A 14,258-nucleotide genomic window follows, 5' to 3' on the forward strand; every position below is an offset into this window, starting at 1 on the left:
GGCGGACTCTCGTCGTAAGTCTTCGTAAGTCTGGAAAAGGTGCGGTGGTGCGGTGCGGGGGCTTGTGACGCCCCGCGGCTTCCGCGGGCTCAGGAGTGGAAGGGCAGGCCCGCGTCGGCCACCAGGTCGAGGTCGTCGAGGTCCTCGGCGGGCAGCAGGCTTGCGGTGCCGTCGGTGACCGGGACGATGCCCAGCTCCAGCAGTTCGGCCATGGCGGCGCTGCCGGCCATGTCGCGGACCTGGAGCTGGTAGCGGGCCGTGGTGCGGTACGTGCCGCCGTTCTCGTCGCCGGTGCGCTGCAGGAAGCCCGAGTCGGTGAGGAAGGCCGTGGCCTTGGCGACGATGCCCGTGGTGGAGGCGGCCGGCCGGCGTGCGTCCTTGGTGGCGCCGGTGGCGCTGCGTCTGGACCAGATCCGCCAGGCGGCCTCCAGGCCGGGCGCGCCGGTGGCCGGGTCGGTGTTCTCGCCCTGTTCCTCGGCGCGCTCCTCCAGACGGCGGCAGGCCTGTCGGACGAAGGCGTCGACCCCGTTGACGGTGACGCGGCCGATGTAGGAGTCGTCGGCCAGGTCCTCGGGGCGCGGGAACGCCAGCGCGGCGACGGCGAGATGGGCGAGGCCGTGCAGGAAGCGGTCGCCGGAGTCGGCGGCGGTGCGGCGCGCGTAGTCGCCCATGCGCACGGCGAACACCGAGTCCTCCGCGGCCGTCACGGCCATCCCGGCGCGCGGGGACACTTCCAGCACGACGAGGCCGAGGCCGGCGGCGACGGCATCCGCGAGGCGCGCGAAGGCGGGGTCCTCGCGGTAGCGGCGCAGCAGCTCCGTGTACTCCTGGTCCCGGGCGGGCTGCAATTTGGGCTGGAGCCCGAAGGCGACGAGCCGCGCCGCATCGGCGGCGTCGGCGGGGGTGACGGCGGCGGACGCCGCCGGAGCCGGGGCCTCCGTCTCACTCCATTCGACGTGCTCGGTCACGGTCGGGGCTCCTTGTCACGCTGGTGTTCACTCATGCTGCTTCCGTCCGGTCCGCCGCCATGCCCGCCGCGTCCAGCAGGGCGGTCCCCACGATCAGGTCGGCCCCGCCGAACTCGGGGTCGTCCAGCTCGGTGCCGTCGTCCACGGCGAACAGCAGCTTCTCCTCGCCCTGCCGGTAGGCGGTGCCGACCGCGGGGCTGGCCGCGTGGACCGCCAGCAGGGCGACCAGGTAGGCCAGATCGGGATCGCCGGTGCGCCGGGCCTGCGCGAGCAGTCCGGACAGTCGGCGGGGGGCGTCCGCGGGCAGGTCCAGCAGTTCCATGGCGGTGGCCAGCTGTTCGTCGCTGAACCGGCTGTCGTCCGGGGTGGCGATCAGGTCGGGCTCGGGCATCTCCGCGCCCAGGTGCTCACGCTCGACGGGCGGCGTCAGCAGGATGTCGACCAGGTCCGCGACGCGTACGGACACGGGGGTGCGCAGTCCGGTGCCGTGCGCGAAGAACGCGTCCGTGACTCTGATGGCCTGTTCACGCGGCAGTGGCAGCAACGGGGCGAGCAGGTGACCGTACAGGTCGGTGCCGGACGTCGCGGCCGGTGCGGCGAAGGCCTGCCGGTCCTGCTCGGCGCGGAAGAGGGGGCCGGCCTCCAGCAGGCGCGACTGGAGCTGGGTGTGCCGCCGGATGCAGTCCTTGACGATGTCGACCAGTTCGGCGGCGCGGCGCTTGTGCTCGGGTTCCTCGGTCTCGTCGCGGGCCCTGCGGATGTTGGTGAGGATCGCGTTCTCGTGGCGGTAGCGGTCGGCCACGTGGTCGAGGGCCTCGGCGATCATGTCGGGTACGGCGCCCAGCCAGTCGACCGCGCGGACGTTGCGCCGGGTGGCCTCCAGGGCGCGGCGCAGGGTCTCCGAGTACTGCACGGTGCGGTAGCGGGCCTGCTCGGCAGCGAGCTGGGCGTCGGCGAGCCGGCCGCGGCTGATCAGCACCTCCAGCTTGACCTCGGCGGCGATCTGGGCGCTGGTGACATCGGTGTCCAGGGCACCGACGAGGACGTTGACGGCTTCGTCGGTCGTGCGGAGGTAGACCGTGCCGCCGGGGCCGGGGACCTCCTCGATCAGCTTGAAGTCGTAGTCACGGCGTACGTAGCTGCCGTCCTGGGCGAAGGTTCCGTACACCGCGCGGAAGCCGCGGTCCACGCTGCCGACGTTGATCAGGTTCTCCATGACCCAGCGGGCCACCCGCTCGTGCTCCTCGGCGGGACGCTGGGGGGCCTGCGCGGAGATCCGCGGGACGAGCCGGGCCACGATCTGGTCGTGGTCGGCGCCCGTGTCGAAGTCCATGTTCAGGGTGACGAGGTCGATGGCGGCCAGGGCGACCTCGGCCATGCCGTACACCGAGTACTCGCCGGCCAGGTTGGCCTTGCGGGCGTCGAGGTCGTGCAGGGGCGCGGTGCAGGCGAGCGCGCGCAGCCGCCGCGCCAGGCCCTCGTCGGCGGCCGGCCCCGGGGCGGGGCGCGGCCCCGCGCTGAGCTGGGGCGGAACACGGTCCGTCGGTGCAGGCGAAGTCACGGTGCACAGACTAGGTCCTCGGTCTGACAACGACCCAAACGGACGCAGAAGCGACGGCCGTCACGACGACGACACGGAGCCGTGCCGGCGGTGCCCGGCGGGGGTCACTCGCTCAGCCCGCGGCCGTCACGGGGACCGTCTCGGGGACCGCGGGCCGGCCTGGGGCCGGCTTGGGGGCGTCACGGGGGGGACCGCCGGGGGGATACGTCAGGCCGGGGCATGCGTCAGGCGGGGGCCACGCCGTCGTGGGTCGTCGGCAGCGGCGCCCAGCCCTTCTCCTGGCCCGCCACGGCACCAGCGTCACAGGCCGCCCTGGACGTCCTCACCGACCCGTCGCCGGTACACCTCGACGATCCGGTCCAGGGAGTCCTCGAGGTACCGCTCCAGCAGCTGCTCCGCCCCCGTGCGGTCGCCGTCCTCGAGGGCCCGCAGGATGTCGCGGTTGCGGACGAGGTAGGGCTCGTGCAGGCGACGCGGGTCGTCGACGACGTGGAAGGCAAGGCGCAGCTCGGCGAAGACACTGCGCATCAACTCGTCGGTGCGCTCGCTGCCGGCCAGGGAGACCAGTTCGCGGTGGAAGTGGATGTTCGCCGTCCCCATCGCTTTCCAGTCATTCTCCCGGGCGGCCCGCAGCCCCTCGGTGACGGCCTCGGCGAGCCTGTCGAGCGCGTACGGCGGCTCACCGAGGCCGCGTACGACGGCGCACTCGACGAGGGTCCGGGTGCGGTAGATGTCCTCGACGTCCTGCACGGTCAGGACGCGGACGAAGACGCCGCGGTTGAGTTCGTGGACGAGCAGGCGTTCATGGGTGAGCAGCCGGAAGGCCTCACGCAGCGTGTTGCGGGAGACCCCGAGGGCGCCGCCGATGGCGTCCTCGGACAGCCGTGTGCCGGGCGGGAAGTAGCCGTCGGCGATCCGGCTTCTGAGGATGTCGGAGACCCGTTCGGCGGTGCTCGTGCGCCCCAGGAGCGCGCGGTCGTCGGCCAGTCCCGTCAGCTGCTCTGCCATGCCCGGAATTCAATCGCAGACCCAGGAACGAAACAACGCGAGTATTGAAGGATCGTTGAACGATCCTCTACGGTGCTCCGCACGGAACGGCTCTCGGAACGGCTCTTTTCAGCACCCTCCGTCCCTTTCTGCGAGGTGCCCATGAGCACAACCCCTCCACCGCGGCTCCTGACGCCCGGCTCCCTCCCCGGCGAGGCCGAACACGCCGCAGATGACGGCGCGTTCGGCTGGTTGCGCGCCCTCGGTCCGCGTGGACGGCAGGCGTTCGCCGGAGCTTTCGGCGGATATGCCCTGGATTCCTACGACTACTTCACGCTGCCGCTGAGCATGGTGACGCTCGCGGCGTACTTCGGCCTGGACAGCGGCCAGACCGGCCTGTTCACGACCGTCACCCTGGTCGTCTCCGCGATCGGCGGTGCCGTGGCGGGTGTGATGGCGGACCGGCTGGGCCGCGTCCGGGCACTGATGATCACGGTGACCACCTACGCCGTCTTCACCGTGGCCTGCGGCTTCGCGCCCAGCTACGAGGCCCTGCTGGTCTTCCGCGCGCTACAGGGCCTCGGCTTCGGCGGCGAGTGGGCGGTCGGCGCGGTGCTGGTCGCCGAGTACACGAGCGCGCGGCACCGGGGCCGTACGCTCGGCGCGGTCCAGAGTTCCTGGGCGGTCGGCTGGGCGCTGGCCGCGGTCGTCTACACGCTGGTCTTCTCCCTCGTCGGCGACGACTGGGCCTGGCGCGTGATGTTCTGGACGGGCGCCCTGCCCGCGCTGCTCGTGGTGTGGCTGCGGCGCCGGGTGCACGACGCCCCCGCGGCCACGGCGGCCCGTGAACAGAGCCCGCGGCGCGGCTCGTTCACGGCGATCTTCCGGCCGGGTTCGGGCGAGGAGCCGGGCCTGCTGCGTACGACGCTGTGCGCGGTGCTGCTGTCCACGGGCGTGCAGGGCGGCTACTACACGCTGGCGACCTGGGTGCCGACGTACCTGAAGACCGAGCGCGGCCTGTCGGTCGTCGGCACCGGCGGGTACCTGACCTTCCTGATCTGCGGCGCCTTCCTCGGGTATCTCACCGGCGGACACCTCACCGACCGGCTCGGCCGGCGCCGCACCATCTGGTTGTTCGCGCTGCTGTCGGCGCTGTGCGTGCTGGTGTACGCGCACATCCCGCACGGCGCGAACACCGTGCTGCTGGTGCTGGGCTTCCCGCTCGGCTTCTGCATGTCGGCGATCTTCAGCGGCTTCGGCTCGTACCTCAGCGAGCTGTACCCGACGGCGGTGCGCGGCACCGGCCAGGGCTTCACCTACAACGCGGGCCGCGCGGTCGGCGCGGTGTTCCCCACGCTGGTGGGCTTCCTGGCGGACGGCTGGGGCGTGGGCGGCGCGCTCGTCTTCGGCGCGATCGGCTACGGCCTCGCCGCGCTGGCGCTCCTCGGGCTGCCGGAGACGCGCGGGAAGGAGCTGGTGTGATGCGGCGGGATCCTGTCGAGGACCGGGCGGTGACCCTCGTCGACGCGCACGCGCGCGCGTGGAGCCCGAAAACCGCGCGGGAGCGCTTCCGGGCGGGCCTCGCGGGCCCCACGGCCGGCGTCGCAGCGGGGCACACGCAGGCCAATCTCATCTCGGTGCCGGCCGACTGGGCGTACGACATGCTGCTGTTCTGCCAGCGCAACCCGAAGCCCTGCCCTGTGCTCGACGTCACGGACGCGGGGTCGCCCGCGACCGTGCTCGCGGACGGCGCCGATCTGCGCACCGACCTGCCGCGCTACCGGGTGTGGGAGAACGGCGAGCTGGTCGACGAGCCCACGGACGTGCGGGCGTACTGGCGGGACGACCTGGTGTCGTTCCTGCTGGGGTGCAGCTTCACCTTCGAGTGGGCGCTGGCCGGGGCGGGTGTGCCGATCCGGCACGTGGAGCAGGGCCGCAACGTGCCGATGTACACGACCAGCCGCCAGTGCCGTCCGGCGGGGCGGCTGCGCGGGCCCATGGTGGTGTCGATGCGCCCGGTGCCGCCCGAGCACCTGGCAGCCGCGATCCGGGAGAGCAGCCTGCTCCCGGCGGTGCACGGCAGTCCCGTGCACTGCGGCGACCCGGCGGGGCTGGGCATCCACGACCTCGCCCGCCCCGACTTCGGCGACCCGGTGGCCGCCGAGCCGGACGACATCCCGGTGTTCTGGGCGTGCGGGGTGACCCCGCAGGCGGCGGTGATGGCCTCCCGGCCGCCGTTCGCCCTCACCCACGCACCGGGCCAGATGTTCCTGACCGACGCCCGTGACGAGCAGTACCGCGTGGCCTGAACCGACCAGCACGAAGGACATCATGACCGCGATCGATCTGAACGCCGACCTCGGCGAGGGTTTCGGCCGCTGGCGGCTGACCGACGACGAACAGCTGCTGTCCGTCGTCACCAGCGCCAACGTGGCCTGCGGATTCCACGCCGGGGACGCGGTCACCATGCGCCGGGTCTGCGAACTGGCCGCCGCGCGCGGAGTGGCGATCGGCGCGCAGGTCTCCTACCGGGACGTGGCAGGATTCGGGCGGCGCGCCATGGATGTGCCGCCCGCCGAGCTGACGGCCGAGGTCGCCTACCAGATCGGCGCACTGGAGGTGTTCGCGCGGGCCGCGGGCGCACGCGTGGCGTACGTCAAGCCGCACGGCGCGCTGTACAACCGGGTCGTGCACGACGGGGAGCAGGCCGCCGCCGTCGTGGACGGCGTGCTCCTGGCGGACGCCTCGCTGCCGGTGCTGGGGCTGCCCGGGTCGCAGCTGCTGGAGCTGGCCGCGAAGGCGGGCCTGTCAGCCGTCACGGAGGCGTTCGCGGACCGCGCGTACACCGACGAGGGCACCCTGGTGCCACGCGGCCGGGAGGGCGCCGTGGTGACCGACCCCGACGCGGTCGTGGAGCGCTCGGTGAGCCTCGCACGCCACGGCGAGGTGACCACGCACTCCGGCGCGCGGGTCCAGGTGCGCGCCCGCTCGCTGTGCCTGCACGGCGACACGCCCGGCGCGGTGGAACTGGCCCGCCGGGTGCGCGAGAAGCTGGCGGCGGCCGGTGTGACAGTGGAGGCCTTCGCGTGAGAGCACTGCCTGTCGGCGAGCACGCACTGCTCCTGGAAGGAACGTCCGGCGAGGAGGCGCGCGCCCTGCACGCGGAGCTGCTGCGGCGCCGCGCGGAGGGCTCGCTGACCGTCCGCGAGATCGTCCCGGCCGCCCGTACGGTCCTGCTCGACGGCCTGGACGACCCCGCCCGCTGGGCGGCCGAGCTGGCATCCTTCGACGTGCCGCCGGTACCGCCGTGCGCGCGTGAGCTGGTCGAGCTGCCCGTGCGTTACGACGGCCCCGACCTCGCGGAGGTCGCCGCGCGCTGGCAGGTACCCGAGGACGAGGTGGCCCGCATCCACGCGGGCACCGAGTTCACGGTGGCCTTCTGCGGGTTCGCGCCCGGCTTCGGCTACCTCACCGGCCTTCCCGCCCGCTGCCACGTGCCGCGCCGGTCCACTCCGCGCACGGCCGTCCCCGCCGGCGCGGTGGCGCTGGCCGGCCCGTACACGGGCGTGTACCCGCGCTCCTCGCCGGGCGGCTGGCAGCTGATCGGCACGACGGACGCCGTGCTGTGGGACCACGCGCGCGTACCGGCCGCGCTGCTCTCCCCGGGCACGCGCGTGCGCTTCGTACCCGTGGAGAACTCATGACCGCCGTACCGGTGGAGGGGACATGACCGACCGTGCGCTCGTCGTCGTGCGCTGCGGGGCGCTGACCACCGTGCAGGACCGTGGGCGGCCCGGGTACGCGCACCTGGGCGTGCCGCGCTCGGGCGTGCTCGACCCGCCCGCGGCGGCGCTCGTCAACCGGCTCGTGGGCAATCCCCCGGACTCGGCCGTCCTGGAGACAACCCTGAACGGCTGTGCGGTGCGCCCGCGTTCCACGCTGACGGTGGCGGTCGGCGGTGCGCCCTGCCCGGTCACCGTGGGCGGGCGCCCGGTGGGCTGGGGCGCCCCGGTCGTCGTCCCCGCCGGTGAACTGCTGGAGGTGGGCGCCGCCGTGGCCGGGGTGCGCAGCTACCTGGCCGTCGCGGGCGGCATCGCCGTGGAGCCGGTCCTCGGCAGCCGCGCCACCGACCTGCTGTCGGGGCTCGGCCCGGCGCCGCTCACGGACGGCACGGTGCTGCCGCTCGGCGCCCCGTCGGGCCCTCCCGCGCGCGTGGACGTCGCGCCGCAGCCGGGTCCGCCCGCCGAACTCGTCCTCCGGGTGACGCCGGGCCCGCGGGACGACTGGTTCACCACGCGGGCGGTGCGGGACCTCAGCACGCGCGGGTACCGGGTGTCGTCGGCGAGCAACCGCATCGGCCTGCGCACCGAGGGCCCCGCCCTGGAGCGGGCCCGGTCCGGTGAGCTGCCCAGTGAGGGGATGGTGCGCGGGGCGGTCCAGGTGCCGCCGGACGGCCGCCCGGTGGTCTTCCTGGCCGATCATCCGACCACCGGGGGCTACCCGGTGATCGCGGTGGTCCGTGCCGCCGACCTCCCGGCGGCGGCCCAGGCGGTGCCGGGCACACCGGTCCGATTCGTGCCCGTGCACCGTCGCTGACCCGCCGCGGACGGCCAGCCAGGTCACCCGCACCGGCCTTCCGACAGCGGCCCGGGCAGCCCCGGACATCACCCCGGTCCGGTTCGTGCCCGTACACCGCCGGCCGAGGAACGCCCCATGAGCGTTGCCGCGCACCCGTGCAGGTCAGGCGGTGTCCATGCCCGCCTGACCCGGGGGTCACCGCACGTTCACACGACGGGCGGAAATCCGCCCCTGCCCATGTGCGTGCGTCCGGCCTGCCGGCTGGTCAGCCGGTGGTGTCCGGTCCGAAGCGGCTGCGCACCGCGGTCTGTACCTCGGCCTCCTCCGCCGGGTCGGCGGCGAGGCGGCGGAGTCGTTCGACGACGCGGGTGTCACCGGTCTCGGCGTGCCGGGCGGCGAGTTCGCGGGTGGTCTCCTCGCAGTCCCACAGGCATTCGACGGCGAAACCGGTGGCGAAGGAGGGGTCGGTGGCGGCCAGCGCGCGGGCGGCACGGCCGCGCAGGTGCGAGGAGGCCGTCTCACGGTAGATGTGGCGCAGCACGGGGGCGGCGCAGGCGATGCCGAGGCGCCCGGTGCCGTCGACGAGGGTCCACAGGGTCGGGGCGTCGGGGCCCTGACCGCGTACCGCCTCACGCAGGGCGCCGAGGACGAGGTCCTTGTCCTGGGCTCCGCCCCGGCAGGCGAGCATGCGTCCGGCGGCGGCGCCGAGGGCGTCGGGGCGCTGGGCCCAGCCGCGCGCGCGGTCGACGGCGGCGATGCTGCGCATCCGCTCGAAGGCGTCGACGGCGGCCTCCGTGACGCCGCTCGTCGCGTCGGTCACGGCGGCCTCGATCAGGTCGAGGGCGTCGGGATCGTTGCTGTCGGCGAGGTAGCGCAGTGCGGTGCAGCGGGCTCCCTCGGTGCCGCTCCGGGCGGCCTGGAGGATCTCGGGGCGGTCCTCCGGTCCGGCCACGGCACTCAGGCAGCGGGCGGCGGGCACATGGAGGGCCGCACCGCGCTCCACGCCCTGCTGGGCCCATTCCAGGACGGCGCGCACGCTCCAGCCGGGGCGGGGTCCGGTGGGCCGCAGCTGGCGCTGCCAGCGGTCGAAACAGCCGGTCTCGTGTGCGGCACGCACGCGCGTGGCGATCCATTCGCGGGGATCGTCGGCCCACAGCCGCCAGGGCCTCGGTTCGAAGGCGTCGCGGACGGCGGCGGCCAGCTCGGCCTCGCCCTCGGGATCGGTGGAGAAGCGGGCGAGGACGGGCGCGGCCAAGGCGCGCAGGCCGGCGTCGTCGTCCCGGAGGGCCAGCTCGTCCAGGGCCCAGGCCCAGTTGGAGCCGTTGGTGGCGTACCGGCGCAGCAGCTCCAGCGCGTCCCGCCTGCCGTAGGAGGCGAGGTGTCCGAGGACTGCCAGCGCGAGGCCGGTGCGGGACTCGCAGGTGTCGAGGACGTCTTCGGGGTCGAACAGGTGCGCCTCGATGGTGTCCAGCTCGCCGTTCAGGTCCAGGTAGAGGCGGGCGTAGTAGAGGGAGCGGTTCTCCACCTGCCAGTCGTGGCGGGGGTCGCGCAGCACACAGTGGTCCAGGGCCGCGAGCGCTTCCGCGCGCGGGGCGGTGAGCGCGTGCAGTGTGCCGTCGCCGCGGCCCCGCTGGAGCAGGCCGAGCAGTGTGCCGCTGGGCGCTATGACCGGATCGAACATGGGAAACAGCCTCACATCAAGCGTCGACGCAACCGGGGAACACGCACTACCTGGCCGCGGGACACAACGTCGGAGCGTCCGCCGTCTCTTGCTTGCTGTAGACCATTTCTCTCTGCCTCTCGTCGGTGGCCCAAGCGGACCGCATCACGGCCCGCGCGGTGCGGCAACACCTGCCCAGCCATCGCGTCCGTGAACCACGTCGTCATGATGACCCGCGGTCTGTGCTGCCGCGACCGTATTTCCGGCGGCCTTTTACCGCCTCCCCCGTTATGTGTGTCGTGCCCGGTCAGTACCTGGTCAGGACGTTCGGATCACTGTGCGCCGAACAATTCCAGCAATTCCGTCCTGCCGAACATCCGCGCCGTGTCGACGGCCGAGGGAGTGCCCGCGGCCGGGTCGGCGCCGCTCTCCAGGAGAGCCTTGATCACTTCCGTCTCACCCTTGAAGACGGCCCCCGCGAGCGGGGTCTGACCCCGGTCGTTGACCCGGTCCGCGGACGCGCCCCGGGAGAGCAGTGCGCGCACCGCGTCGGCGTGTCCGTGATAGGCGGCGAGCATCACCAGGCAGTCGCCGCGGTCGTTCGTGAGGTCGGCCGGCACGCCCGCGTCGACGTACGCCACGAGGGCTTCGGTCTGCCCCTGGCGGGCCAGATCGAAGATCTTGGTCGCCAGCTCCACCACCTCGGGGTCGGGGGCTTCACTCATCGGGCGGACCGCCTCTCCTTGCGAACTGCTGAGTCACTTCGGGGACTGAGGGAGCGTACGGCAGCGAGTGGGGCACGGCCGTACGGGTGAATCGCCAGCGTACTGGCTCGCAAGGCACATGACCCGATCTGCCCTAGGTAAAGATCAGCAACATACCCCCGCCAAGGCGACAGAACCGCCCAACCAGGACAGGAGCGCACATCAGGACCACTCCACCAAATGAGGGAAATCAGCCGAATTTCACCCAGTTGCACCTTTTATCGTATGGATACATCCTGTGATCCTGGAAGTACTCATGGTGACTGTCCCCCTTCGACACCAGGAGGCCTCAAATGATCCTCTCCATGTCCGGCGTCGTCCTGCTCGGCATCATCGTCTTCCTCTTCTTCCGCAAGGACGGGCTGAAGGGCTCGCACGCCGCGGTCTCGGCCCTGTTCGGCTTCTACCTCGCGAGCACGGCCATCGCCCCGAGCATCAAGGCCGGCGGCGAGAGCCTGGCGAGCCTCCTGGGCGGCATCAAGTTCTGATCCGCCCCGTCCCCACCGCACGCACCATCAGGAGACAGCAGTGGCCCGGCGCCCTCTCCCCCACATTCTGAGCAACGGCAGCGCGGACTACGCCCGCACGCAGATCGCCCGGAGCCGGGAGCTGGCCCGGACGGCGGCCGACAGCGCCACCGACGTCCTCCATCCGCTGATCACCGTCTCGCGGGGGCTGTGCCGGCTGGCCGCGGCCGGACGGCGCAAGTGGGCGGACACGCCCAAGGACAAACGGGGACCACTGCTCTTCCTCGTGGCCTCTGTGATCCTGGTCGTGGCGCTGGTGCCGTACGGCCTGTTGCTCGCCGCCATCACCCTGATGGCGGCGGCGGCCTGGCAGGGCCGCGACCGCACCCCGTCGGCACCCGAAGGGCCCGACGAGTCGCAGATCGAGCGGCTCCAGTCCCTGTACGAGGCCCTGGTGCCGTACTTCTCCGCCCCCGAGGACCCGGCACCGCTGTACGCGCACGGCGGGAAGTGGGACAAGGTCTTCACCGCGCACGAGTTCGACGACGCCGGCCGCGTCGCCCACCTCGCGATCCGCTATCCGGCGTACTTCCCGGACGGTGAGCCCGAGGCCCGCGCGCGGGTCGAGCAGTTGCTCACCGCCAAGGCCGGGCGGGGCCGCGAGTACCGCTTCGCATGGGACGAGGAGGGCAACCGGCTCGACGTCACCGTCCTCGCGCCGCTGCCAACCGACTTCGCCGCCCAGCATTTCGTGACCGCGCCCGGTGAGACGGTCCTCGGCCTCACCGACCCGACCGAGGTCCAGCGCACGCTCCCCCTCTCCTACGGGGCGGAACAGCGAGACGTCCCGCCGGTCGTCTGGCGCACCGGTCTGCGCTCCACCGAGCCGCACCTGCTGGCCCTGGGCCACCCCGGCAGCGGCACCTCGACCCTGCTGCGCTCGATCGCCCTGCAGGCGCTCCGGTACGGCGACGTCCTGATCGTCGACGGCGGCGGCACCGGCGAGTACGCGTGCCTGACCGGCAGGGACGGCGTCCTCGCCGTGGAGTGCGCCCTCACGGGCGCACTGGCCAGCCTGGAATGGGCCGCGAGCGAGACCGAGCGGCGGCTCATCGCGGTCAACCGGGCCCGGCAGGCGGGCGACCCGCCGCCCGAGGACACCAGGCGACCGTTGTGGATCTTCCTGGACCGCCCCACCGTCTTCGACCCCGTCGCGGCGGCGGACGGCCGCAAGGACCCGCAGTCGCTGCTCCAGGTGCCCCTGCGGCACGGCCGGGCGGCGAACGTGACGGTGGTGGTGGCCGAACAGTTCGACAGCGCCGAGCTGCTCAGCGAGGCGGTACGGCAGCACACGCGCGCGCGTGTCGTCCTCGGACCCGTCGCACCGCAGCTGGTGGAGGCGGTACTGGGAGCACCGCCGCACACCACGCCGCCGGCCGAGGTGCCGCCGGGGCGCGGATACGCCCGCCTGGGGTCCGGCCCGGTGCACCGCCTGCAGGTGCCGTCGACCCCCGACCCGTACGACGACGCCACGAGCGAGACGGACCGCCAGGCGGTACTGGCGCTGCTGCCGGCGCGGACGTGTCCCGCCGACGCGGCACCCACCGAGACGATGGAGACCGTACAGACGGTGGAGGCCGTCGAGCCCCTGCCGGTGGAGGCCGTACCCCTGGAGGCCGTCGACGCCGTACGGGTGAAGACCGCGGAGACGGTGAAGGCCGTGGCCGCCGAGAGTTCGTGAACGAAGGCAGCGGCTGGCGGTCACGCCACGAACGTGCGGGGCGCCTCCGTTGCACCGGTCATGCCGGTCTCCACCAGCCTCGCCGCCGCCGCCAGGCGCGTCGCCGCCTCCTCCGCCAGCGCTCCCCCGACGGTGAAGGGAAGGCGTACGTAGCCCTCGAAGGCGCCGTCGACGCCGAACCGGGGTCCTGACGGGACGCGGACGCCCACACGTTCGCCCGCCTCCGCGAGACGGGACCCGGACAGGCCGCCCGCGCGGACCCACAGGGTCAGGCCGCCCTCGGGGACCTCGAACTCCCAGGTGGGCAGTTCCCGGCGCACCGCGGCCACCAGGGCGTCCCGGTTCTCGCGGGCCTGGACGCGGCGCAGCTCGACCGCCTGCTCCCAGCCACCGGTGCTGAACAGCCAGTTCACGGCGAGCTGTTCGAGGACGGGCGTGCCCAGGTCGGCGTACGCGCGGGCGGCGACCAGGCTGCGGATCACGTCCGGGGCCGCCCGCACCCAGCCGATGCGCATGCCCGCCCAGAAGGCCTTGCTGGCCGAGCCCACGGTGATCACGGTCGAGCCGGCCGGGTCGAAGCCGCAGACGGGGCGAGGCATCCGCCCGTCGCCGAAGTCCTCGTCGAGCCACAGTTCGCTCATCGTCTCGTCCGCGACGAGGACGGTGCCCGCCGCGCGAGCTGCGTCCACCAGCCGGCGCCGCTGGTCCTCGTCGGCGAGCGCGCCGGTGGGGTTGTGGAAGTCGGCCACCACGTAGGCGATGCGGGGCGCGGCCTCGCGCAGGACCTGGCGCCAGCGGTCCATGTCCCAGCCGGCCAGCCCCTCGGCCATGGCGACGGGGACGAGCCGGGCGCCCGCCTCACGCATGAGCTGAAGGATGTTGGCGTAGGACGGGGACTCCACGGCGACCCGTTCACCGCGGCCGGCGAAGAGGTGGCAGATGGCGTCTATGGCGCCCATCGCACCGGTCGTCACCATGATCTGCTCGGGCATGGTCGCGATGCCCCGCGCGGTGTAGCGCTCGGCGATCATCGCGCGCAGGGCGGGCAGCCCGGCCGGGTAGTCACCGTGCGTGTGGGCGTAGGGCGGCAGTTCCTCCAAAGCGCCCTGCACCGCGCGGGTGAGCCACGGTTCGGGTGCCGGAAGGGCCGCACAGCCCAGGTCGATCATCGAGCCGAGGGCCTCGGGGGGCAGCGGTTCCAGGCCACGCGCCGGCAGCGGGTTGCCGGCGGGTACGGCGGTCCAGCTGCCGGCGCCGCGCCGGGATTCCAGGAAGCCCTCGGTGCGCAGGGCCTCGTAGGCGGCGGCGACGGTGGTGCGGCTGACGGACAGGGCGAGGGCCAGCTCGCGTTCGGCGGGGAGCCTGGCGGCCACCGGGACGCGTCCTTCGAGCACCAGCAGCCGGATGCCGTCGGCGAGGGAACGGTAGGCGGGCGGGCGGCGCGTGCCGGGACCGGCCGGCCGGTCCTGCTGGGAGTGGAGCAGCCGAGCAAGCTGCGTGGCACCCACAGCCGAAGTCCAGTGCGTCATGAC

The 14,258-nt window shown here is 73.3% G+C and carries 13 protein-coding genes; 7 read left to right on the top strand and 6 right to left on the bottom strand.

Going from position 1 to position 14,258, the window contains the following annotated elements; all coding sequences use genetic code 11:
- Positions 1–89: 89 nt before the first annotated feature.
- From K7G59_RS21405 to K7G59_RS21415, 3 genes are all read right to left on the bottom strand, one after another.
- Positions 90–968 (bottom strand): hypothetical protein, encoded by an 879-nt coding sequence (locus K7G59_RS21405; protein ID WP_225836597.1) that lies wholly within the window; start codon positions 966–968, stop codon positions 90–92.
- A 31-nt stretch (positions 969–999) separates the two neighbouring features.
- Positions 1,000–2,529 carry a hypothetical protein gene (locus K7G59_RS21410; protein WP_225836599.1) on the bottom strand — a complete coding sequence of 510 codons (1,530 nt, stop codon included), beginning with the start codon at positions 2,527–2,529 and terminating at the stop codon, positions 1,000–1,002.
- A gap of 300 nt (positions 2,530–2,829) precedes the next feature.
- Positions 2,830–3,537 carry a GntR family transcriptional regulator gene (locus K7G59_RS21415; RefSeq protein WP_225836601.1) on the bottom strand — a complete coding sequence of 236 codons (708 nt, stop codon included), beginning with the start codon at positions 3,535–3,537 and terminating at the stop codon, positions 2,830–2,832.
- 141 nt (positions 3,538–3,678) lie between these two features.
- Here K7G59_RS21415 and K7G59_RS21420 point away from each other — a divergent pair, with 141 nt between their 5' ends.
- The 5 genes from K7G59_RS21420 to K7G59_RS21440 are packed head-to-tail and all read left to right on the top strand — an operon-like array spanning position 3,679 to position 8,112.
- Positions 3,679–4,998, top strand: a complete 1,320-nt coding sequence (locus tag K7G59_RS21420) for an MFS transporter (protein WP_225836603.1) — start codon at positions 3,679–3,681, stop codon at positions 4,996–4,998.
- Positions 4,998–5,825 (top strand): putative hydro-lyase, encoded by an 828-nt coding sequence (locus K7G59_RS21425; RefSeq protein ID WP_225836605.1) that lies wholly within the window; start codon positions 4,998–5,000, stop codon positions 5,823–5,825. Before K7G59_RS21420 ends, K7G59_RS21425 begins: the two co-directional genes overlap by 1 nt.
- Before the next feature lie 22 nt (positions 5,826–5,847).
- A complete protein-coding gene (locus K7G59_RS21430) occupies positions 5,848–6,606 on the top strand; it encodes a LamB/YcsF family protein (RefSeq protein ID WP_225836607.1) in 759 nt (252 codons plus the stop codon).
- Positions 6,603–7,220 (top strand): allophanate hydrolase subunit 1, encoded by a 618-nt coding sequence (locus tag K7G59_RS21435; protein ID WP_225836609.1) that lies wholly within the window; start codon positions 6,603–6,605, stop codon positions 7,218–7,220. Before K7G59_RS21430 ends, K7G59_RS21435 begins: the two co-directional genes overlap by 4 nt.
- Before the next feature lie 22 nt (positions 7,221–7,242).
- Positions 7,243–8,112: a biotin-dependent carboxyltransferase family protein gene (locus K7G59_RS21440; RefSeq protein ID WP_225836611.1), complete on the top strand. Its 870-nt coding sequence runs from the start codon at positions 7,243–7,245 to the stop codon at positions 8,110–8,112.
- Between the two features lie 247 nt (positions 8,113–8,359).
- On the opposite strand, the gene K7G59_RS21445 is transcribed toward K7G59_RS21440, so the two are convergent.
- Positions 8,360–9,775: a HEAT repeat domain-containing protein gene (locus tag K7G59_RS21445; protein ID WP_225836613.1), complete on the bottom strand. Its 1,416-nt coding sequence runs from the start codon at positions 9,773–9,775 to the stop codon at positions 8,360–8,362.
- Between the two features lie 311 nt (positions 9,776–10,086).
- Entirely contained in the window at positions 10,087–10,479 is a 393-nt protein-coding gene (locus K7G59_RS21450; protein WP_225836615.1) for an ankyrin repeat domain-containing protein, read from the bottom strand.
- A gap of 332 nt (positions 10,480–10,811) precedes the next feature.
- Here K7G59_RS21450 and K7G59_RS21455 point away from each other — a divergent pair, with 332 nt between their 5' ends.
- Positions 10,812–11,006 (top strand): hypothetical protein, encoded by a 195-nt coding sequence (locus tag K7G59_RS21455; RefSeq protein WP_039656925.1) that lies wholly within the window; start codon positions 10,812–10,814, stop codon positions 11,004–11,006.
- A 40-nt stretch (positions 11,007–11,046) separates the two neighbouring features.
- Complete coding sequence (locus K7G59_RS21460; RefSeq protein WP_225836617.1) at positions 11,047–12,726, top strand: type IV secretory system conjugative DNA transfer family protein; 1,680 nt, start codon at positions 11,047–11,049, stop codon at positions 12,724–12,726.
- Positions 12,727–12,746: 20 nt separating this feature from the next.
- Here the strand turns inward: K7G59_RS21460 and K7G59_RS21465 are convergent, their stop codons facing one another.
- The gene (locus K7G59_RS21465) at positions 12,747–14,255 is read right to left on the bottom strand and encodes a PLP-dependent aminotransferase family protein (RefSeq protein WP_225836619.1); all 1,509 of its coding nucleotides are present in this window, start codon (positions 14,253–14,255) and stop codon (positions 12,747–12,749) included.
- Positions 14,256–14,258: the final 3 nt, after the last annotated feature.

It is taken from the genome of Streptomyces sp. NK08204, from assembly GCF_020400585.1.
GTDB lineage: Bacteria > Actinomycetota > Actinomycetes > Streptomycetales > Streptomycetaceae > Streptomyces.

What these genes read in the sequence shown, in the direction of transcription:
- K7G59_RS21450 (WP_225836615.1), bottom strand. Translation starts at nt 10,479, where the DNA reads ATGAGTGAAGCCCCCGACCCCGAGGTGGTGGAGCTGGCGACCAAGATC.
- K7G59_RS21415 (WP_225836601.1), bottom strand. Translation starts at nt 3,537, where the DNA reads ATGGCAGAGCAGCTGACGGGACTGGCCGACGACCGCGCGCTCCTGGGG.
- K7G59_RS21445 (WP_225836613.1), bottom strand. Translation starts at nt 9,775, where the DNA reads ATGTTCGATCCGGTCATAGCGCCCAGCGGCACACTGCTCGGCCTGCTC.
- K7G59_RS21420 (WP_225836603.1), top strand. Translation starts at nt 3,679, where the DNA reads ATGAGCACAACCCCTCCACCGCGGCTCCTGACGCCCGGCTCCCTCCCC.
- K7G59_RS21430 (WP_225836607.1), top strand. Translation starts at nt 5,848, where the DNA reads ATGACCGCGATCGATCTGAACGCCGACCTCGGCGAGGGTTTCGGCCGC.
- K7G59_RS21440 (WP_225836611.1), top strand. Translation starts at nt 7,243, where the DNA reads ATGACCGACCGTGCGCTCGTCGTCGTGCGCTGCGGGGCGCTGACCACC.
- K7G59_RS21465 (WP_225836619.1), bottom strand. Translation starts at nt 14,255, where the DNA reads ATGACGCACTGGACTTCGGCTGTGGGTGCCACGCAGCTTGCTCGGCTG.
- K7G59_RS21425 (WP_225836605.1), top strand. Translation starts at nt 4,998, where the DNA reads ATGCGGCGGGATCCTGTCGAGGACCGGGCGGTGACCCTCGTCGACGCG.
- K7G59_RS21455 (WP_039656925.1), top strand. Translation starts at nt 10,812, where the DNA reads ATGATCCTCTCCATGTCCGGCGTCGTCCTGCTCGGCATCATCGTCTTC.